Annotated in this window: 17 protein-coding genes and 1 tRNA gene; all 18 read right to left on the minus strand. The window is 65.9% G+C overall.

Going from position 1 to position 20,797, the window contains the following annotated elements:
* Positions 1 to 41: 41 nt before the first annotated feature.
* The 18 genes from truB to ACIPRS_RS10720 all read right to left on the minus strand — a co-directional run bounded on the left by truB (position 42) and on the right by ACIPRS_RS10720 (position 20,781).
* Positions 42 to 995, minus strand: coding sequence for a tRNA pseudouridine(55) synthase TruB (gene truB / locus ACIPRS_RS10635; protein WP_446538533.1), 954 nt, complete (start codon positions 993 to 995; stop codon positions 42 to 44).
* Between the two features lie 120 nt (positions 996 to 1,115).
* Positions 1,116 to 1,478 (minus strand): 30S ribosome-binding factor RbfA, encoded by a 363-nt coding sequence (gene rbfA / locus ACIPRS_RS10640; RefSeq protein WP_192201404.1) that lies wholly within the window; start codon positions 1,476 to 1,478, stop codon positions 1,116 to 1,118.
* Positions 1,479 to 1,480: 2 nt separating this feature from the next.
* On the minus strand, positions 1,481 to 4,129 hold the full coding sequence (infB, locus tag ACIPRS_RS10645) for a translation initiation factor IF-2 (RefSeq protein ID WP_446538534.1): 2,649 nt from the start codon (positions 4,127 to 4,129) through the stop codon (positions 1,481 to 1,483).
* A gap of 142 nt (positions 4,130 to 4,271) precedes the next feature.
* The gene (nusA, locus tag ACIPRS_RS10650) at positions 4,272 to 5,783 is read right to left on the minus strand and encodes a transcription termination factor NusA (protein ID WP_337731005.1); all 1,512 of its coding nucleotides are present in this window, start codon (positions 5,781 to 5,783) and stop codon (positions 4,272 to 4,274) included.
* A gap of 3 nt (positions 5,784 to 5,786) precedes the next feature.
* Positions 5,787 to 6,398, minus strand: coding sequence for a ribosome maturation factor RimP (rimP, locus tag ACIPRS_RS10655; RefSeq protein WP_446538535.1), 612 nt, complete (start codon positions 6,396 to 6,398; stop codon positions 5,787 to 5,789).
* Positions 6,399 to 6,568: 170 nt separating this feature from the next.
* A tRNA-Met gene (locus ACIPRS_RS10660) sits at positions 6,569 to 6,645 on the minus strand.
* A gap of 137 nt (positions 6,646 to 6,782) precedes the next feature.
* Positions 6,783 to 8,246, minus strand: coding sequence for an NADH-quinone oxidoreductase subunit NuoN (gene nuoN / locus ACIPRS_RS10665; RefSeq protein ID WP_446538536.1), 1,464 nt, complete (start codon positions 8,244 to 8,246; stop codon positions 6,783 to 6,785).
* 9 nt (positions 8,247 to 8,255) lie between these two features.
* Positions 8,256 to 9,767 (minus strand): NADH-quinone oxidoreductase subunit M, encoded by a 1,512-nt coding sequence (locus tag ACIPRS_RS10670; protein WP_192201409.1) that lies wholly within the window; start codon positions 9,765 to 9,767, stop codon positions 8,256 to 8,258.
* Positions 9,768 to 9,827: 60 nt separating this feature from the next.
* Positions 9,828 to 12,035, minus strand: coding sequence for an NADH-quinone oxidoreductase subunit L (nuoL, locus tag ACIPRS_RS10675; protein WP_446538537.1), 2,208 nt, complete (start codon positions 12,033 to 12,035; stop codon positions 9,828 to 9,830).
* Positions 12,036 to 12,051: 16 nt separating this feature from the next.
* Positions 12,052 to 12,357, minus strand: a complete 306-nt coding sequence (gene nuoK / locus ACIPRS_RS10680) for an NADH-quinone oxidoreductase subunit NuoK (protein WP_192201411.1) — start codon at positions 12,355 to 12,357, stop codon at positions 12,052 to 12,054.
* Positions 12,354 to 13,007, minus strand: coding sequence for an NADH-quinone oxidoreductase subunit J (locus tag ACIPRS_RS10685; RefSeq protein ID WP_446538538.1), 654 nt, complete (start codon positions 13,005 to 13,007; stop codon positions 12,354 to 12,356). The genes nuoK and ACIPRS_RS10685 overlap by 4 nt, the downstream gene beginning before the upstream one ends.
* 10 nt (positions 13,008 to 13,017) lie before the next feature.
* The gene (nuoI, locus tag ACIPRS_RS10690; protein ID WP_055943845.1) at positions 13,018 to 13,506 is read right to left on the minus strand and encodes an NADH-quinone oxidoreductase subunit NuoI; all 489 of its coding nucleotides are present in this window, start codon (positions 13,504 to 13,506) and stop codon (positions 13,018 to 13,020) included.
* Complete coding sequence (nuoH, locus tag ACIPRS_RS10695) at positions 13,507 to 14,598, minus strand: NADH-quinone oxidoreductase subunit NuoH (protein ID WP_337731010.1); 1,092 nt, start codon at positions 14,596 to 14,598, stop codon at positions 13,507 to 13,509.
* Entirely contained in the window at positions 14,595 to 16,844 is a 2,250-nt protein-coding gene (gene nuoG / locus ACIPRS_RS10700; protein WP_446538539.1) for an NADH-quinone oxidoreductase subunit NuoG, read from the minus strand. The genes nuoH and nuoG overlap by 4 nt, the downstream gene beginning before the upstream one ends.
* Positions 16,841 to 18,226, minus strand: a complete 1,386-nt coding sequence (gene nuoF, locus ACIPRS_RS10705) for an NADH-quinone oxidoreductase subunit NuoF (protein ID WP_446538540.1) — start codon at positions 18,224 to 18,226, stop codon at positions 16,841 to 16,843. Before nuoF ends, nuoG begins: the two co-directional genes overlap by 4 nt.
* 4 nt (positions 18,227 to 18,230) lie before the next feature.
* Entirely contained in the window at positions 18,231 to 18,758 is a 528-nt protein-coding gene (gene nuoE / locus ACIPRS_RS10710) for an NADH-quinone oxidoreductase subunit NuoE (protein WP_446538541.1), read from the minus strand.
* Positions 18,755 to 20,059, minus strand: coding sequence for an NADH-quinone oxidoreductase subunit D (locus ACIPRS_RS10715; protein WP_446538542.1), 1,305 nt, complete (start codon positions 20,057 to 20,059; stop codon positions 18,755 to 18,757). Before ACIPRS_RS10715 ends, nuoE begins: the two co-directional genes overlap by 4 nt.
* Positions 20,056 to 20,781, minus strand: coding sequence for an NADH-quinone oxidoreductase subunit C (locus ACIPRS_RS10720; RefSeq protein WP_446538543.1), 726 nt, complete (start codon positions 20,779 to 20,781; stop codon positions 20,056 to 20,058). Before ACIPRS_RS10720 ends, ACIPRS_RS10715 begins: the two co-directional genes overlap by 4 nt.
* Positions 20,782 to 20,797 lie beyond the last annotated feature (16 nt).

A 20,797-nucleotide genomic window follows, 5' to 3' on the forward strand; every position in this document is an offset into this window, starting at 1 on the left:
GGCGGCGTAGTGTAGCCGCGGGGGCCTTGTGAAACAAGGTTTTATTGACCGTTGCCGCCCTTGGTGGCGGTGCCGGCGACCGCCCAGGCGAACAATCGCTGCGGCGAGAGGGTGCCGTCGGCATCGACCGTGCCCAGCCCCAGGACGCGGCCGTCCTGCCCGTGGATCGCGACCGTGCCGTCGCGGGGGGGGTGTCCGCGCAGCTTCTGGCCCTGCGCCAGCCGGCGCGCATCGATGGCGTCGACGTCGACCCGGGGGAAGCCGGCCAGGCCAGCCTCGATGGGCAGCAGACACGCCTCGAGGGCGGCTTCCCCACCCTGTTCAGCCAGCGCCTGCAACGCGTCCAGGGAATACATGCGCGGTTGCCTGAACGGGTCGACCCAGAGACGACGCAGTTCGGCCACGTGGGCGCCGCAGCCCAGCGCCTCGCCCAGATCACGGACCAGGCTGCGCACGTAGGTGCCGGAACCGCACTCGACCCGCAGGGAGAGCCGGTCCGGCGCGATCCCGAGCACCTCGATGGCGTGGACATCGACGTCGCGTTCGGGCGCTTCGATGATGTCTCCCCGGCGGGCCTTGGTGTAGAGCGGCTCGCCGCCCTGCTTGAGCGCCGAATAGATGGGCGCGCGCTGACGGATGCGTCCCTTCAGCGGGGCCAGCGCGGCGTCCAAGGTGGCGGCATCCAGCGGTGGCACCGCGCGTTCACGCAGTGGTGTGCCGTCGGCATCGTCGGTATCGGTGGTGGTACCCAGCACGGCGACCGTGTCGTAGGCCTTTGAGGATCCCAGCAACAGGCCGGCGATCTTGGTCGCCTCGCCGAAGCACAGCGGCAGCAGGCCGGTGGCGAGCGGATCGAGGCTGCCGGTATGCCCGCCCTTCTCTGCCCGGAACAGCCGGCGTGCGACCTGGAGCGCGGCGTTCGAACTCATTCCCTGCGGCTTGTCCAGCAGCAGCAGGCCATCCAGCGAACGGAACTTGAGCTTCGGCGGCGACATCGGAAGCGGGATGACCTTCTGTAGGAGCTGCTTAAGCTGCGACCGTGGCCTTGCCGCATTCGGATGACGTCCGGGGAGCCCTGTGCCGCTGTTGTCGCAGCGCCTTCAGGGAACGCGGGGTCACTCGTCGTCCGGCGGGGGCGGCAGGTCGCGCAGCAGGTTCTCGATGCGCTCGCCGCGGTCGACGGAATCGTCGTAGTGGAAATGCAGCTCGGGCACGTGGCGCATCTTGACCCGACGCGCCAGTTCCATGCGCAAACCCCAGGCCAGTTCCTTCAGGCCCTTCACGGCTTCCACGGAACGCTCCGGCATCAGGGCGGTGACGAACACCTTGGCGTGCGCCATGTCACGGGTGACTTCCACGTCGGACACGCTGACCGACGGCAGGCCGTGCTCGCGCACGGCCTCGTGCACCAGCGTGCCCAGCTCGCGACGGAGCTGGGCGGAGACGCGGTCGGTGCGGTGGAACGACTTGGTCGGCATGATCAGAGCGTGCGCTGCACTTCGATGCGCTCGAAGCACTCGATCTGGTCGCCCGGCTGGACGTCGTTGTAGGCCTTCACGCCGATGCCGCACTCGGTGCCATTGCGCACCTCGTCGACGTTCTCCTTGAAGCGGCGCAGCGATTCCAGTTCGCCCTCGAACACCACCGTGCTGGCGCGCAGCACGCGGATGGGCTTGTTCCGCTTGACCGTGCCCTCGACCACCATGCAGCCCGCGACCGCACCGAACTTGGAGCTGCGGAACACGTCGCGCACTTCGGCGATGCCGATGATCTCTTCGCGGATCTCCACGCCCAACAGACCGGAGGCCACCTGCTTCACCTGGTCGATCACGTCATAGATGATCGAGAAGTAGCGCAGGTCCACGCCGGCGGCTTCGATGATGCGACGCGCGGAGGCGTCGGCACGCACGTTGAAGCCGATGACGGTGGCCTTGGAGGTGACCGCGGAGTTGGCGTCGGACTCGGTGATGCCGCCCACGCCGGAGTGGATGATGTTGATGCGGATCGATTCGTTGGACAGCGCGGTCAGCGAATGACGCAGCGCCTCCACCGAACCCTGCACGTCGGCCTTGATGATCAGGTTGAGGCTGAGCTGGCCTTCGCCCTTGCCCAGCTGCGCCATGATGTCTTCCATGCGGCTGCCGGCGGACTGCACCAGGCGCGATTCGCGGCGCTTGGTGTCGCGCTGCTGCGCCACGTCCTTGGCCAGGCGCTCGTCCTCGACCACGACGAAATCATCGCCAGCCTCGGGCACGCCGGACAGACCCAGCACCTGCACGGGGATGGACGGGCCGGCCGACGGCGGCTGTGCGCCGGTCTCGTCGAACAGCGCACGCACGCGGCCGTACTGGACACCGCAGACCAGGTAGTCGCCCTTCTTCAGCGTGCCCTGCTGCACCAGCACCGTCGCAACCGGGCCACGGCCCTTGTCCAGCGAGGATTCGATGACCACACCGCTGGCGCGGCCGTCTTCGACCGACTTCAGTTCCAGCAGTTCGGCCTGGATGGAGATGGCGTCCAGCAGGTTGTCCACGCCCTGGCCCGTCTTGGCCGAGATCTCGACCATCTGGGTGTCGCCGCCGAAGTCTTCGGCGACCACTTCCTCGGCCAGCAGCTCGTTCTTCACTCGCAGCGGGTCGGCGTCGGACTTGTCGATCTTGTTCACCGCCACGATCAGCGGCACCTTGGCCGCCTTGGCGTGCTGGATGGCTTCGCGGGTCTGCGGCATGACGCCGTCGTCCGCCGCGACCACCAGCACCACGATGTCGGTCAGCTTGGCGCCACGGGCGCGCATCGCGGTGAACGCGGCGTGGCCCGGGGTGTCGAGGAAGCTGATGACGCCCTTCGGCGTTTCCACGTGGTACGCGCCGATGTGCTGGGTGATGCCGCCGGCTTCGCCGCTGGCGATCTTGGTGCGGCGGATGTAGTCCAGCAGCGAGGTCTTGCCGTGGTCGACGTGGCCCATGATGGTGACCACCGGGGGACGCGCGACCTTCTCGCCCTGCTGCTCTTCCGAATGCGCCAGCAGTTCGTTCTCGACGTCGTTGGCGTCGGCACGGACGGCCTTGTGGCCCAGTTCCTCGGTGATCAGCGCGGCGGTGTCGTGGTCGATGGACTGGGTGATGGTGGCCATCACGCCCATCTTGAACAGCGCCTTCACCACGTCGCCACCCTTCAGCGCGAGCTTCTGCGCCAGGTCGGCCACGGTGATGGTCTCGCCGATCGCCACTTCGCGCACGATCGGCGCGGTCGGACGCTCGAAGCCATGCGCACCGCCGCCACCGCGGCTCTGCTCATGGCGGCGCGGCGGCTTGGGCTTGCCGCGCGAAGCGCCGCGACGGGCACGGTCGGCGGCAGACAAGTGCAACTGGCCTGCGAAGCGGCTGGTGTTGTCGTCGTCTTCGACGCCGGCGACCATCGCATGCGAGCCACGGGTCTTGTGCTTGGCGGCCGCGGCATTGTTGCGGTCGTCGGTACGCGGCGGGTCCTTGCGCACGACCATCTTGGGCACGTGGTGGCCCGGGGTCGCCGGCTTCGCCGGGCGCGCAGGTTCATCACCGTCCACGGCGACGGCACCGGCGGCCAGTGCCGCTGCCTCGGCATCGGCCTGCGCACGCGCAGCCTCCGCTTCGGCACGCGCGGCGGCTTCTTCCTGCCGGCGACGCTCGAGCTCTTCGGCGCGCTTGGCGTCTTCCTGGGCCAGCCGCTGCTGTTCGTCGAGGTTGCGCTGGCGGGACTCTTCCAGCTTGCGCAGGATCTCGGCGCGTTCCGGATCCGGTTCGTTCTGCCAGTTGGTGCTGACGGATTCGGCGTCGGTCGGCTTCACGTAGGTGCGCTTCTGGCGCACTTCCACGTTCACCGTAGTCTTGCTGCGCCCGGCCGCGACGGTCACTTCCTGCACCTTGCGGCGGTTCAGCGTGATCTTCTTCGACCCGGCATCATCCGCGGCGGCATCGCTCTTGCCGTGGGAACGCTTGAGGAAGCCGAGCAGCTTCACTTTTTCCATGCTGGTCACGACCTGGTCGGGACCGCTGAAGCTCATCCCGGCCTCGGCCAGTTGCTCCAGGAGTTTCTCGACCGGCGTATTGACCAGTTCAGCGAGCTTGCGGATGGTGGTTTGCTGCGACATTCGGATCCTAGGTTGGGTGTTGCGCCCCCCCGGTGGTGGTGGGGCAACCCTTTTCAAGAGGGGGAATTCTAAGCCCTGCGGGTGCCAGGGCGGTGTTCATGGGTGGCTCATGCGCCGCGTCCCAGGCGAGCCCGGGCAGCGCTCATGCGCCGCGCTCCAAACGAGCAATCTCTTCGGCACGGGCGGCCAGGATCAGCGCCGCGGCACGGCCCTCGTCCAGCCCCTCGATGCCGAATTCGACCACTTCGTCGGCGGCCAGGTCGGACAGGTCCTCGCTGGTACGGACGCCATGCGAGGCCAGCGCGAACGCCGTCTCTTCGTCCATGCCTTCCAGCGCCAGCAGGTCCTCGGCCGGGTGGTTCTCCTCCAGGCCCTCTTCCTCGGCCAGCGCCTCGTTCAGCAGGGCATCGCGGGCACGCGAGCGCAGCTCCTCGACGATGTCCTCGTCGAAGCCCTCGACCGCCAGCAGTTCGCCGACCGGCACGTAGGCGATTTCCTCGACCGTGCTGAAGCCCTCGGCGACCAGGATGGCGGCGATTTCCTCGTCCACTTCCAGCTTGTCCATGAACAGCTGGCGGGCGACGGCCTGTTCGGCCTCGCTCTTGGCCTGCACCTGGTCGGCGGTCATGACGTTGAGCTGCCAGCCCGTCAGGCGGCTGGCCAGGCGCACGTTCTGGCCGCCCTTGCCGATCGCCTGCGCCAGGCGGTCTTCCGCCACGGCCAGGTCCATCGAATGCTTCTCTTCATCGACGATGATCGACTGCACTTCCGCCGGTGCCATCGCGTTGATGACGAAGGTGGCCGGGTTGTCGTTCCACAGCACGATGTCCACCCGCTCGCCGTTCAGCTCGTTGCTCACGGCCTGCACGCGCGAACCACGCATGCCGATGCAGGCGCCGATGGGATCGGTGCGGGTGTCGTGCGCGAGCACGGCGATCTTGGCGCGGTCGCCCGGATCGCGCGCGCAGGCCTTGATCTCGACCAGGCCCTGGCCCACTTCCGGCACTTCCAGCTTGAACAGCTCGATCATGAATTCCGGTGCGGCGCGGCTGATGAACAACTGCGGGCCGCGCGGTTCGTAGCGCACGTCGAACAGGTAACCACGGACGCGGTCGCCAGCGCGCAGCACGTCGCGCGGGATGCCCTTGTCCTTCGGGATGAAGGCCTCGGCGTTGCCGCCCAGGTCCACGTAGATGTTGCCGCGCTCGGCGCGCTTGACCACGCCGGTGACCAGCTCGCCCACGCGGTCCTTCCAGGCATCGACCACCTGCGCGCGCTCGGCTTCACGCACGCGCTGCACGATGACCTGCTTGGCGGCCTGCGCGGCGATGCGGCCGAAATCCGGGTTCTCGATCTTCTCTTCGATCCAGTCGCCGACTTCGGCGCCTTCGGCTTCGTCCTCGGCATCCATCAGGCGGATCTGGCGGTCCGGCGACTCCATCACCACGTCATCGGCCACCACTTCCCAGCGGCGGAACGTCTCGTAGCTGCCGTCCTTGTGGTCGATGGTGACGCGCACCTGCACGTCCTGGTCCATGTAGCGCTTCTTGGCGGCGGACGCCAGGGCGGCCTCGATGGCATCGAAGATGACTTCGCGCGGCACGCCCTTTTCGTTGGCCACCGCATCCACGACCAGCAACAATTCCTTACTCATTGATCACTCCGCGCGCGGCTTGCGGGCCGCCGGTTGGTTGGGTTTTTTCTTGGCTTTCCTGGCCGGTGCGCGCTTGGCGTCCCCAGCCTTGGCACCGGCCTTGCGGCCGCCACCGGGTTTCTCGGGCGCCAGGCCCAGCGCCGCCCAGTCGGGGACCAGGCGCGCCTTGTCGATATTATCGAACGCCACCGTCATTTCGGCGTCGTCCACGGTGAACACGATGTCCTCGCCTTCGATGCGGCTGATCGTGCCCTGCAGACGGCGACGACGATCCTGCGGCAGCTTGAGCACCACCTTGGCCGTCTCGCCCAGGAAGCGGGCGAAGTGGACCAGTTCGAACAGCGGCCGGTCAACGCCGGGCGAGGACACTTCCAGCGTGTAGTTGCCGGTGATGGGATCTTCCACGTCCAGCTGCGCCGAGACTTCGCGGCTCACCGCCTCGCAGTCCTCGACGTTGACGTGGCGCGTATCGCGCTCGGCTTCCTGCACATCGATGTACAGGCGCAGCGTGGCGCTGCCGGGAGCCGGCAGGTACTCGATGCCCAGCAGCTCCAGGCCCAGGGCCTGGACCGTCGGTGCCAGCAGGTTGGCGATGTGGTTGGCCTTCTCGCTCACGGATTCGATGCCGGTGGTTTGGTAGTGCCGTGCGTATCGCTGAAACAAACAAGGGGCCCGATGGGCCCCTTGTCCGATACGCTGGATGTCGGTGCAACGACGGGAACATGCGTCGTTGCGTGCCCAGGTTTTTCGTCGGCCGCCTGTACTCAGGCGGCCTCGGACAAACATGGTAGCGGGGGCAGGATTTGAACCTGCGACCTTCGGGTTATGAGCCCGACGAGCTGCCAGACTGCTCCACCCCGCAGCAGAAGCGAAATTATGATGAATACGCCGGTGCATTGCAAGCCTTGCCGTGCACCAAGTTGAAACATCGCGTTCATGAGCCCCACCGGCGGCCCACTGCCGGCGACGTTGCCTGCAAACGTTGCCGGTGATCCGGCCTCAGCCGGCGAACGCCAGCTTGCACCACGCCATGATCGGATTCCACGCGACGCCCAGCGCGAGCAGCGCGAGCGCGTTCACGCCGAACACGATCGGCACCACGCGATCGGCGCGCGGCGGCGGAATCTCGCCCACCGGCTCGTCGAAGTACATCACCTTGATCACGCGCAGGTAGTAGAAGGCGCCAATGACCGCGCACAGCACGCCCACGATGGCCAGCCACAGGAAACCGCCGTTGACCGCCGCGCCCAGCACAACCAGCTTGGCCCAGAAGCCGAGGAAAGGCGGTACACCGGCCAGGGACGCCATCACGCACAGCACCAGGCCTGCCTGCCACGGATTGCGCGCATTCAGGCCCTTGAAGTCGTCGATCCTGTCGGCCTCGAAGCCCTGGCGCGACAGCACGATGATCGCGCCGAACGCCGCCGCCGACATGATCGCGTAGCTGATCGCGTAGAACAGTGCTGCCGAATACCCCGCCTCCCCGCCGCCCGCGAAACCGACCAGCAGGAAGCCGACGTGCGACACTGTGGAGTACGCCAGCATGCGCTTCAGGTTGGTCTGCGCGATGGCGATCACGTTGCCGATCACCAGCGATGCCGCCGCCAGTCCCGCCAGCAGCCACTGCCACTGCGCCGCGGCCGGGCCCACGCCATCCTGCAGCAGGCGGAATGCCATGCCGAACGCGGCAAGCTTCGGTGCCGCACTGATGAACAGCGTCACCGGCGTCGAGGCGCCCTGGTAGACGTCGGGCAGCCACATGTGGAACGGCGCCGCGCCCAACTTGAAGGCCACGCCCGCCACCATGAACACCACGCCGGTCAGCAACAGCATGCGCTGCTCACCGCCGCCTGCCAGTGCCGCGCCCGTGGCATCGAAGATCGCCGGCAACTGCAGCGAACCGGTCGCGCCGTACACCAGCGACATGCCGTACAACAGCAGGCCAGACGCCAGCGAACCCAGCACGATGTACTTCATCGCCGCTTCGGTCGCCAGGCCGTCGTCGCGGTTCAGCGCCACCAGCGCATAGGAACACAGCGCCAGCAGCTCCAGGCCCAGATAGACCATCACCAGGCTACCGGCCGATACCATCACCATCATGCCGGCGGTGGCGAACATCACCAGTACGGGCGCCTCGCCCGGATACAGGTTGCGCTCGCGCAGGTACGGCCAGCCGTAGACCAGCGACAACGCGCTGACGGCGACGATCACGACCTTGCTGACATCGGCCAGCGTGTCGCGCACGAACATGCCGCTGAACACGCTGCCCTGCCCGCCCACACCGGTCGCCAGCATCCAGACCACCGCGACCATGACGACCAGCGCCAGGGCGTGGGTGATGATGCGGCGGGAGCTGTCGAGGAACAGGTCCAGCATCAGCAGCGCGAACGCGCCCGCGATCAGGGTGAGCTCCGGCAGCAGCGGCTGCAGGTCGGCGGCGGAGATGGGCATCGGCGTCGTCATGGTTCTTCCTTACAGCTTGCTGTTGGCGAGCTGCATCGCCAGTTGCGCGATCGACGGCTCCATCAGGTCCGTCAGCGGCTTGGGATACACACCCAGCGCCAGTACGCAGACGGCGAACCCGCCCAGTACCAACGCCTCGCGCAGGGACACGTCCTTCAGCTCGGCCACATGGGCATTGGCCACGTCGCCGAGGATCACGCGCTTGACCAGCCACAGCGTATAGGCCGCACCGATCACCAGCGTGGTGGCGGCGAAGAAAGCGATCAGCGGATGCTGCTGGAAGCTGGCCAGGATGACCATGAACTCGCCGACGAAGCCGCTGGTGCCCGGCAGGCCGGAGTTGGCCATGCCGAACAGGATGAAGAAGGCGCCGAACCACGGCATCGTGTTGATGACCCCGCCGTAGTCCTTGATCATGCGGGTGTGCATGCGGTCGTAGAGCACGCCGACGCAGGTGAACATCGCACCGGAGATGAAGCCGTGGCTGATCATCTGCACCATCGCGCCCTGCAGGCCCAGGCGCGCGCCGTCCAGGTTGCCGTAGTCGCGCACCAGGCTGAAGGCGATGAAGATGCCGAGGGTGACGAAGCCCATGTGCGAGACCGACGAATAGGCGATCAGCTTCTTCATGTCGTCCTGCACCAACGCCACCAGGCCCACGTAGACCACGGCGATCAGCGACAGCACGATGACGAACGTCGCCCACTCGTGGCCGGCATCCGGCACGATCGGCAGGCTGAAGCGCAGCAGGCCGTAGCCGCCGATCTTCAGCGCGATGGCCGCCAGGATTACCGAACCGGCGGTCGGCGCCTCGACGTGCGCGTCCGGCAGCCAGGTGTGCACCGGGAACATCGGGATCTTCACCGCGAATGCGATCAGGAACGCGAAGAACAGCCAGGTCTGTTCCTTCGCCGTCAGCGGCATCGCGTACAGGTCGGCCAGCTGGAAGCTGCCACCCTTGATGTACAGATACACCAGACCGACCAGCATCAGCACCGAGCCGAGGAACGTGTACAGAAAGAACTTCAGCGAGGCATAGATGCGGCGCGGACCGCCCCAGACACCGATGATCAGGAACATCGGGATCAGCATCGCCTCGAAGAACACGTAGAACAGGACCGCGTCACTGGCGGCGAAGATGCCGTTGGTCAGGCCTTCCAGGATCAGGAACGCGGCCACGTACTGCGCCACGCGCTTGTTCACCGAACCCCACGCACCGGCAAGCGTCAGCACGGTGATCAGCGTGTTGAGCAGCAGCAGCGCCACCGCGATGCCGTCGGCGCCGAGGTTGTAGTGGATGTCGAAACTGGGGATCCACGCATGGTTTTCGACGAACTGCAGGCCCGGGTTGGCGTAGTCGAACCCGGTCAGCAGCCCGACGCTGAAGACGAAGGTCAGCACCGCCACCGCGAAGCCCAGCCAGCGGGCCGCATCCGCGCGGGCATTGCCCAGCGCGAGCACCAGCGCGCCACCCAGGATGGGCAGCCAGATCAGAACACTAAGCAGGGGCCAGTTCGACACGTTGTGTTATCCGTTGAGTTCTTCGCCAGGACGATCCGCCGGAGCGGCGGCGTCAGGTCGTTACTGCCAAAACTTGATGACGACGCCCAACAGCAGGATTAGGCCGACGATCATCGCGAACGCGTAGTGGTACAGGTAGCCGGACTGGGTCTTGCGCAGCAGGTGCGCGCCCAGGTCGACCAGCTTGGCCGTGCCGTTCACCGCCGCGCCGTCGATCACGTGGCTGTCGAAGGCGCGGGACGCCTTGCCCAGTTTCACGCCGCCGCCGGCAAAGCCGTTGATCCAGAGATGATCGGCCCAGTACTTCTTGTCCAGGATGTTGGTCAGGAAGGCGCCGACCGTGCTGTTGCGGACCTTGCCCGGCAGTTCCGGCTTGAACAGGTACAAGAAGGTCGCGAGGACGAAGCCCCCCAGCGCCAACCAGAACGGCGGCATCTTCATGCCATGCACGGCGAACTCCCACGGACTGTGGAACTCTGCCTTCAACGCCATCACGGTGTCGCGCGGCGACAGGGCCAGATTCGGATCGATCCGCAGGAAGTCGATCGCGCCGAGGAAGAACGGCGTCGCTTCGTGGTGACCCGTCCAGTCGGTGCCGAACAGCATCGGGCCGATGGTGAAGAAACCGATCAGGATCGACGGAATCGCCAGCAACACCAGCGGCACCGTCACCACCCACGGGGACTCATGCGGCTCATGCGCACCGTGGTGGCCGTGATCGTTGTGACCATGGACATCGTGGCCATGGCCATGATCCGCATGCGCGTCCCGGAAACGCTCCTTGCCATGGAACGTCAGGTAAAGCAGCCGGAAGCTGTAGAAGCTGGTGACGAACACGCCCAACAGCACCGCCCAGTAACCATAGTTGGCGATCCACTCGCTCGGCCCCTGGTATCCCTGCGCGGCCATGACGCCCATCTCGGCCACTTCCTTGCCCACCTCGTGCGCCACGTGCTGGTGGTGCTTGGCGGCCTCGATGATGGTGTCCTTCGAGTAGAAACCGGAGAAGAACGGCGTCCCGACCAGCGCCAGCGTGCCGATCAGGCTGGTGATCCAGGTGATGGGCATGTACTTGCGCAGGCCGCCCATCTTCCGCATGTCCTGCTCGTGGTGCATGCCGATGATGACCGAGCCGGCCGCCAGGAACAGCAGCGCCTTGAAGAAGGCGTGCGTCATCAGGTGGAACACCGCGGCCGAGTATGCCGACACGCCCAGCGCCACCGTCATGTAGCCCAGCTGCGACAGCGTGGAATACGCCACCACACGCTTGATGTCGTTCTGCACGATGCCGATCAGGCCGGTGAACAATGCGGTCGTCGCGCCGATGAAGAGCACGAAGTCCAGAGCCGTCTGCGACAGCTCGAACAGCGGCGACATGCGCGCCACCATGAAGATGCCGGCGGTGACCATCGTGGCCGCGTGGATCAGCGCCGAGATCGGCGTGGGGCCTTCCATCGAATCAGGCAACCAGACATGCAACGGCACCTGCGCCGACTTGCCCATCGCGCCGATGAACAGGCAGATGCAGGTCAGCGTGGCCATCGACCAGATCACCGGCTGGTCGAGCACCTGCCAGGTTTCGCCGAACAGGGTGAGCGCGCCGGACCAGACCGGCACGGCCTTGCCGGCCAGCATCGGCGAGTTGGCGAACACGGTGGCGTAGTCCAGGGTGCCGAACATCAGCAGTACGCAGCCGATACCGAGGAGAAAGCCGAAATCGCCGACGCGGTTGACCAGGAACGCCTTCATGTTGGCGAAGATCGCCGTCGGACGCTTGAACCAGAAGCCGATCAGCAGGTACGACACCAGGCCCACCGCTTCCCAGCCGAAGAACAGCTGCAGGAAGTTGTTGCTCATCACCAGCATCAGCATGCTGAAGGTGAACAGCGAGATGTAGCTGAAGAACCGCTGGTAACCCGGATCGTCGGCCATGTAGCCGATGGTGTAGATGTGCACCAGCAACGACACGAAGGTCACCACCACCATCATCATCGCCGTCAGCTTGTCGATCATGAAACCGACGTGGCCGGTGATGTTGCCAACCTCGAAGAAGGTATAGAGGTTCTGGTTGAACGGGGACGCACCCTGCGCCACCAGCTGGTACAGCACCCAGCACGACAGCGCACAGCTGGTCGCCACGCCTAGGATGGTGGCCGTGTGCGCGCCGGCGCGACCGACGAAGCGGCCGAACAGCCCGGCGATGATGCTGCCCAGCAGCGGCGCCAGCACGATCGCCAGCAGCACGTTCTTGGAAAGGAGGACTTCCATACCGGTCATCGGTGCATCAGCCTTTGAGCGTATCGACTTCGGCGACGTTGATCGTGCGCCGGGTGCGGAACAGGGTGACCAGGATCGCCAGGCCGATGGCGGCCTCGGCCGCGGCCACGGTCAGGATGAAGAACACGAAGATCTGGCCGGCGGCGTCGCCCAGTTCACGCGAGAACGCGACGAAGTTGATGTTGACCGACAGCAGCATCAGCTCGATCGACATCAGCAGCACGATGACGTTCTTGCGGTTCAGGAAAATGCCCGCCAGGCTGATACAGAACAGCACCGCGCCCAGTGCCAGCAGGTGACCGACCGTGATCATGGCGTGCCCTCCCCTTCGCCCGCCGGGGTGGACGGCGCTTCACGCACCGGCTTCTCCGCGGACATCTTGATGATGCGGATGCGATCGCTCGCCTTCACCCGCGACTGCTCGCCCGGATCCTGCGTCTTGATGCCGGTGCGCTTGCGCAGCGTCAGCATCACCGCAGCCACCACGGCGACGGTCAGGATGACGGCGGCGAACTCGAACGGCAGCAGGAACTCGGTGAACAGCGTGCGCGCCAGCCACGCCGTGTTGGACACATCGGCAGCAGCCGAGGCGGCGTTGTCCGGGAACGGCACCGCCATCTTCGCCTTGATGCCGATCAGCACCAACATCTGCACCAGCATCACGATCGCCACCAGCAGGCCTGCGGGCAGGAACTTGACCCAGCCCTCGCGCAGCGCGTCGACATCGATGTCGAGCATCATCACCACGAACAGGAACAGCACCATCACCGCGCCCACGTAGACGAGGATCAGGGCGACGCCCAGGAACTCCGCGCCCACCAGCAGCCAGGTGCAGGCCACCGAGAAGAACGTCAGGATGAGGCACAGCACGGCATGCACCGGGTTGCGCACGCTGATCACCGCGCCAGCGGCGACGACCGCGACGGTGGCGAAGGCGTAGAAGCTGATCAAAACCCAATCCATTCTTTGGACCTCAGCGGAAGGCGGCGTCGGCGGCGCGGCGTTCGGCGATTTCGGCTTCCAGCCGGTCGCCAATCGCCAGCAGCTGCGGCTTGGTCACGATGTTCTGGCCACGCTTGTCGAAGTGGTACTCCAGCACGTGCGTTTCCACGATCGAATCCACCGGGCAGCTTTCCTCGCAGAAGCCGCAGTAGATGCACTTGAACAGATCGATGTCGTAGCGCGTGGTACGGCGGGTGCCGTCCTCGCGCGGGGCCGAGTCGATGGTGATGGCCAGCGCCGGGCACACCGCCTCGCACAGCTTGCACGCGATGCAGCGCTCTTCGCCGTTGGGATAGCGGCGCAGCGCATGCAGGCCACGGAAACGCGGCGACTGCGGGAACTTCTCCATCGGATACATCAGTGTGTACTTCGGCTTGAAGGTGTACTTCAGCGTCAGCCACAGGCCCTGCATCAGTTCCAGCAGCATCAGGCTCTTGAAGTAGTGCACAACCTTGTTCATTTACACACCCTTCTCGAACACACCGAAGAACACCAGCAACGCCGTCACCGCGATCCAAGCGATGGTCAGCGGAATGAACACCTTCCAGCCGAGCCGCATGATCTGGTCGTAGCGGTAGCGCGGGAAACTGGCGCGGAACCAGATGTAGGCGCTGGCGAAGAACAGCACCTTCAGCAGCAGCCACGGCCAGCCGCCGGTCCAGATCCAGTTGATCCAGGGCGATACGTCGGCGGTGATCCAGCCCTGCAGCGGGCTCAGCCAGCCGCCCAGGAAGAACAGCGACACCAGGAAGCTGACCAGGATCATGTTGGCGTATTCGGCCAGGAAGAACAGCGCGAACGCCGCACCCGAGTACTCCACCATGTGGCCGGCGACGATTTCCGATTCGCCTTCCACCACGTCGAACGGCGAGCGGTTGGTCTCGGCCACGCCCGACACCCAGTACACGATGAACAACGGGAACAGCGGCAGCCAGAACCACTCGAAGAAGCCGGCGTTACCCGACTGCGCCATCACGATGTCGGTCAGGTTCAGGCTGCCGGCGGCGATCAGCACGCCCACCAGCGCGAAGCCCATCGCGATCTCGTAGCTGACGACCTGCGCGGCCGAGCGCATCGCCCCGAGGAAGGCGTACTTCGAGTTCGAGGCCCAGCCGGCGATGATGATGCCGTACACGCCCAGCGAGGTCATCGCCAGCAGGTACAGCAGGCCGGCGTTCGCGTTCGACAGCACCAGCTGGTAATCGAACGGCACCACCGCCCACGCGGCGAAGGCCGGCGCCAGCGTGATCAGCGGCGCCAGGATATACATGGTCTTCTGCGCGCTGCTGGGCTGGATGATTTCCTTGAACAGCAGCTTGAAGACGTCGGCGAAGGCCTGGAAGATGCCCATGCCCACGTACATCGGCCCGTGGCGCACGTGCATCCAGCCGATCAGCTTGCGCTCCCAGACCACGTAGAACGCGACCGAGATGATCACCGGCATGGCGATCACCAGGATCTTCAGCACGATCCACAGCACCATGCCGATGTCGCCCAGCCCGAAGAACCACTCGCGCAGGGGGCCGACGGCGTTGATCAACAGCTCGTTCATGCGCTCACCACCGTGACACGTCCTGCGCCCAGCGGCGCGGTCGCGCCGTAGCCGCTTTCGATCCACGCGGCGCCCGCAGCGACGCGGGCATCCACCATCACCGGCAACGCGGCCGTGCCGATGCCATTGCCGACCTTGGCCATCTGCCCGTCAGCGACACCCGCAGCCTGCGCGTCGGCAGGGTTCAGGACAATGCGGGCGCCGACATTCAGCGGATGCGCCTGCAACGCTTCGGCACGACGGACGGTGCCGTCGGTGCGGTAGATCGCTGCGCTGACCGCCAGTTCGAGGCCCTGACCGTTTACTGCCGGTGCCGCCGATGTCGCGATGGCGACAGGCTTCGTGTTGCTGATCGCTTCGCGCATCCCGGCGGCATCGGTGAACTCGAAGCCGGCCAGTTGCAGTTCGCCGCCGAGTGCACGCAGCACCGTCCAGCCCTCACGGGCCTCGCCCGGCAGCTTGCCGGCGGCCTGCGCGTGCTGGTCCTTGCCGTCCAGGTTGGTCAGCGTCGCGTCGATTTCAGGCAGCAGGCCGATCGGCAGGATTACGTCGGCCACGTCGCGCGTCGACTTGCAGGCGAAATGGCTGAACGCCACGACCTTCGCAGAGGCCAGCGCGCGGGACGCGGCCGGCGTATCGGCGAAATCGAGGCCCGGTTCGATGCCGTAAATGACATAGGCGCTGCGCGGCTCGGCGAACATGCCGGCCACGTTGCGCGCGCTCGGCAGCACGCCGTGGCGTGCCAGACCAACCGCGTTCGCTCCCTGCGGGACGCGGCACAGCGACGCGCCGGTCGCGGACGCATAGTCCGCCGCAGCGGCACGCAGCGAAGCTGCCTGCGGATGATTCTCGACGATGCCACCGACGATCACGACCGCACGGTTGGCGCCCTTGGCGACGTCGCGCAGCGCGGCGTCGTTCAACGCAGCACCGAGCTTAGACGGCGCGACGATGTGCTTGCCCGCGATGCCGAACGCGAAATCGAAGTCGACCGGATTCACCACGTGCACGCGGGCGCCCTTGCGGACGGCCTTGCGGATGCGCTGGTGCAGCAGCGGCAGTTCGTGGCGAATGTTGGTGCCGAACAGCACGATGACATCGGCCTGCTCGATCTCCGCCAGCGGCAGCGCGAACGGTTCCGCCACCGCGCCGTCGGAGAAGTCACGGTTGTTGACGCGGTGGTCCAGGTTGCCGGTCCCGAGGCCGTCGGCGAGCTTTGCCAGCAGGCCGCCCTCCTCGTTCGACACCGCCGGGTGCACCAGCACGCCGAGGCTGTCGCCCTTGTTCGCGCGCAGGATCTCGGCAGCGGCGGCCAGGCCTTCGGCCCAGGACACTTCGCGCCAGCTTTCATCGGGTGTGCCGCCGTTGATCTTCAGCAGCGGCTTCACCGCGCGGTCGTCGGCATACAGGCCCTGGTGCGAATAGCGGTCGCGGTCGGACAGCCAGCATTCGTTGACCGCCTCGTTCTCGCGCGGCACGGTGCGCAGCACCTGGCCGCGGCGCGAGTGGTAGAACACGTTGGAACCCATCGCATCGTGGAAGCCGACGGATTCGCGCGCGATCAGTTCCCACGGACGGGCGCGGAACTGGAACACCTTGTTGGTCAGCGCGCCCACCGGGCAGACGTCGATGACATTGCCCGAGATCTCGGTGGTCAGCGGCTTGCCGTCGTAGGTGCCGATCTGCAGGTTTTCACCGCGATACATGCCGCCCAGCTCGTAGGTACCGGCGACGTCGGCGGTGAAGCGTACGCAGCGCGTGCACTGGATGCAGCGGGTCATTTCGGTGGCGACCAGCGGACCGATGTCCTCGTCCGGCACCACGCGCTTGCGCTCCTGGAAACGGCTGACCGAACGGCCGTAGCCGAGCGACAGGTCCTGCAGCTCGCACTCGCCGCCCTGATCGCAGATCGGGCAGTCCAGCGGATGGTTGATCAGCAGGAACTCCATCACGTTGCGCTGCGACTTCAACGCCTTGTCGCTGCGCGTGGCGATCTTCATGCCATCCATCACCGGCGTGGCGCAGGCCGGCGCAGGCTTGGGCATCTTCTCCACTTCCACCAGGCACATGCGGCAGTTGGCGGCGATCGGCAGCTTCTCGTGGTAGCAGAAGCGCGGGATCGGAATGCCCGCCTTGTCGGCGGCCTGGATGATCATCGAACCCTTGGGCGCGGCCAGCTCCTGCCCGTCGATGAAGACGGTGACGTGGTCCGGCGGCAGGTTGGGATTCACGGGCTGCGCACTCACGCGGCCACCTCCAGGTTGGAACGGACCACCGTGCCGTCCCGCTCGTCGTCGACGAGGAAACGCTTGTTGACGATCGCGTATTCGAATTCGTGCCAGAAATGGCGCAGCATGCCCTGCACCGGCCACGCGGCGGCCTCGCCGAACGCGCAGATGGTGTGGCCTTCGATCTGTCCCGCGGCCGCTCGCAGCGTCTGCAGGTCCTCGAGGGTGGCCTTGTGCTCCGCCACGCGGGTCAGCATGCGGTACATCCAGCCGGTGCCCTCGCGGCACGGCGTGCACTGGCCGCAGCTTTCCTTGAAGTAGAAGCGCGCGATGCGCTGGCACGCGCGCACCATGCAGGTGGTGTCGTCCATGACGACGACGGCGCCCGAACCCAGGCCGGAACCGGCCTTCTGGATGCTGTCGTAGTCCATCGTCAGGCCCATCATCACCTCGCCCGGCAGCACCGGCATCGAGGAACCGCCCGGAATGACGGCCTTGAGCTTGCGGCCTTCGCGCATGCCACCGCAGAGCTCCAGCAGGTCGGCGAACGACGTACCGAGGCGGATCTCGTGATTGCCGGGACGCGCAACGTGGCCGGAGACCGAGAAGATCTTGCAGCCGCCGTTGTTGGGCTTGCCCAGGTTCATGAACCACTCGGCGCCGTTGCGCACGATGGCGGGCACCGAGGCGTAGGTCTCGGTGTTGTTGATCGTGGTCGGCTTGCCGTACAGGCCGAAGTTGGCCGGGAACGGCGGCTTGAAGCGCGGCTGGCCCTTCTTGCCTTCCAGGGACTCCATCAGCGCGGTCTCTTCGCCGCAAATGTAGGCGCCCGCGCCGAGCGCGTTGTACAGGTCGATATCCACGCCCGAGCCAAGGATGTTCTTGCCCAGCCAGCCATGCTTGTAGGCTTCGGCGGTGGCTTCTTCCAGGTGCTCGAAGGGCTCGTGGTGGAACTCGCCGCGCAGGTAGTTGTAGCCCACGGTGGAACCGGTGGCGTAGCAGGCGATCGCCATGCCCTCGATCACCGCGTGCGGGTTGTAGCGCAGGATGTCGCGGTCCTTGGCGGTACCCGGCTCGGATTCGTCCGAGTTGCAGAGGATGTACTTCTGCATGTCGCCCTTGGGCATGAAGCTCCACTTCAGGCCGGTGGGGAAGCCCGCGCCGCCGCGGCCGCGCAGCCCGGACTGCTTGACCATCTCGACCACGTCGGCCGGCGGGATCTTCTCTTCGATGATCCTGCGCAGAGCAGCGTAACCGCCGGTCTTCAGATAGTTCTCATACGACCACGGCTTGTCGAAGTGCAGCGTGGTGTAGACGGCCTGGTGCTCCTTGGGAGCGGGGCCGACCGGGCCGTAGCCCTCGGAACCGTGCTTGTTTGAATCTGGTGAATGGCCTGCCATGCGCTTACTCCAGCCCGTCCAGCAGCTCGTCGACCTTCGCCGGCGTGAGATTCTCGTGGTAGTGGCCGTTGATGACGACCACCGGCGCGCCGCAGCACGCGGCCACGCACTCTTCTTCGCGCTTCAGGTACACGCGGCCATCGCCGGTCGATTCGCCCAGCCTGCAGCCGAGCTTCTTCTCGGCGTGCTTCACCAGGTCCTCGGCGCCGTTGAGCCAGCAGCTGATGTTGGTGCAGAACGCCACGTTGTTGCGGCCGACCTTCTCGGTCTCGAACATCGAATAGAAGCTGGCCACCTCGTACGCCCACACCGGCGGCAAGTCGAGGTACTTGGCGACGGCGGCGATCAGCTCGTCGGTCAGCCAGCCATCGTTCTGTTCCTGCGCGGCATGCAGGCCCTGCAGCACCGCGGAGCGCTTGCGGTCCGGCGGGAACTTGGTCAGCCAATGATCGATGTGCGCGCGCGTCTTGTCGCTCAACGCCACCAGCGGATCGACGTTCTGCGCCGCCTCGAAATTACCCGTGGCCCTCATCGGTCCACCTCACCAAAGACAAGATCATAGGTACCGATCATCGCAACGACGTCGGGAAGCATGTGGCCGCGCACGATCTCGTCCATGGAGGACAGGTGCGCGAAACCCGGGGCGCGCAGCTTCACGCGGAAGGGCTTGTTGGCGCCATCGGACACCAGGTAACAGCCGAACTCGCCCTTCGGCGCCTCGACGGCGGAATAGGTCTCGCCAGCCGGCACGCAGTAGCCCTCGCTGAAGAGCTTGAAGTGGTGGATCAGCGCTTCCATGTCGTCCTTCATCTCCTCGCGGGAGGGGGGCGCGACCTTGAAGTTCTGCACCATGACCGGGCCGGGATTGGCCTTCAGCCACTTCACGCACTGCTGGATGATGCGGTTGGACTGGCGCATCTCGGCGACGCGGACCAGGTAGCGGTCGTAGCAGTCGCCGTTCACGCCGACCGGAATGTCGAAATCGACCACGTCGTACTTGGCGTAGGGCTGCTTCTTGCGCAGGTCCCAGGCGATACCCGAACCACGCAGCATCGCGCCGGTCATGCCCAGCGCGCGCGCCTGCTCGGGCGAGACAACGCCGATGCCGACGGTGCGCTGCTTCCAGATGCGATTGTCGGTCAGCAGCGTCTCGTATTCGTCGACGCGCTTGGGGAATTCGTTGGTGAAGTCTTCAAGAAAGTCCAGCAGGGAGCCTTCGCGCGCCTGGTTGAACTGCTTCAGCGCCTTGCCCTTGCGCCACGGCGATTCCTTGTACTTCGGCATGCGATCGGGCAGGTCGCGGTACACGCCGCCGGGGCGGTAGTACGTCGCATGCATGCGCGCACCACTGACCGCTTCGTAGCAGTCCATCAGCTCCTCGCGCTCGCGGAAGGCGTACAGCATCACTGCCATCGCCCCGAGGTCGAGCGCATTGGAGCCGATCCACATCAGGTGGTTCAGGATGCGGGTGATCTCGTCGAACATCGTGCGGATGTACTGCGCGCGCTCCGGTGCCTCGATGCCCATCAGGGTCTCGATGGCGCGCACGTAGGCGTGCTCGTTGCACATCATCGACACGTAGTCCAAGCGGTCCATGTAACCGATCGACTGGTTGAACGGCTTGGACTCGGCCAGTTTCTCGGTGCCCCGGTGCAGCAGGCCCACATGGGGATCGGCACGGACGATGGTCTCGCCGTCCATTTCCAGGATCAGGCGCAGCACACCGTGTGCGGCCGGGTGCTGCGGGCCGAAGTTCAACGTGTAGTTGCGGATCTCCTGCCTGGCTTCGGCAGGATTGCTGGCGAACGCGGCGCCGGATTGCGGATTGCTCATGCCTTGCCCTCGCGCGCGGCGGCTTCGCCGGCGGCGGTCTGGTAGCGCGCGTCGTCGCGGATCACGCGCGGCACGCCGACGCGTGGCTCGACCGAAGTGACCGGCTCGTACACCACGCGCTTCTTCTCTTCGTCGTAGCGGACTTCGACGTTGCCGATCAGCGGGAAGTCCTTGCGGAACGGATAACCGACGAAACCGTAATCGGTCAGGATGCGGCGCAGGTCCGGATGACCTTCGAAGATAATCCCGTACAGGTCGAACGCCTCGCGTTCGAACCAGTTCAGGCCCGGCCACACGTCGCACAGCGACGCGACGACCGGAAGACCGTCATCCGGTGCGAAGCAGCGCACGCGGACGCGACGGTTGTGCTGGTACGACAGCAGGTGCAGGACCACCGCGAAGCGGTTGGGCTGCGAGGCACCCTGCGGGCGCTGCTCCCAGTTGAAACGTCCCGGGCCGAAACCCTCCACGCCGCGACTGAAACCCTCGGAGGACACATCGGCCGTGTCCCATTCGGTGCTGCCGTAGCCCAGGTAATCGACGCCACTGACATCGACGGCCTGTTCGAAACCGAACTCGTCGCGCAGCGCCAGACAGACGGCGTGCCAGGAGGCGGACGGCACTTCCAGCGTGATTTCGCCGCGCGGCTCGGCCACGCTGACCGTCGCGTCCGCGAAGCGGGCGCGCAGCTGGTCGGTGAAATTTGCAGCTTGCTCTGCCATGGGGCGTGGCGTGCTC

The sequence above is a fragment of the Pseudoxanthomonas sp. LARHCG66 genome, from assembly GCF_052871755.1.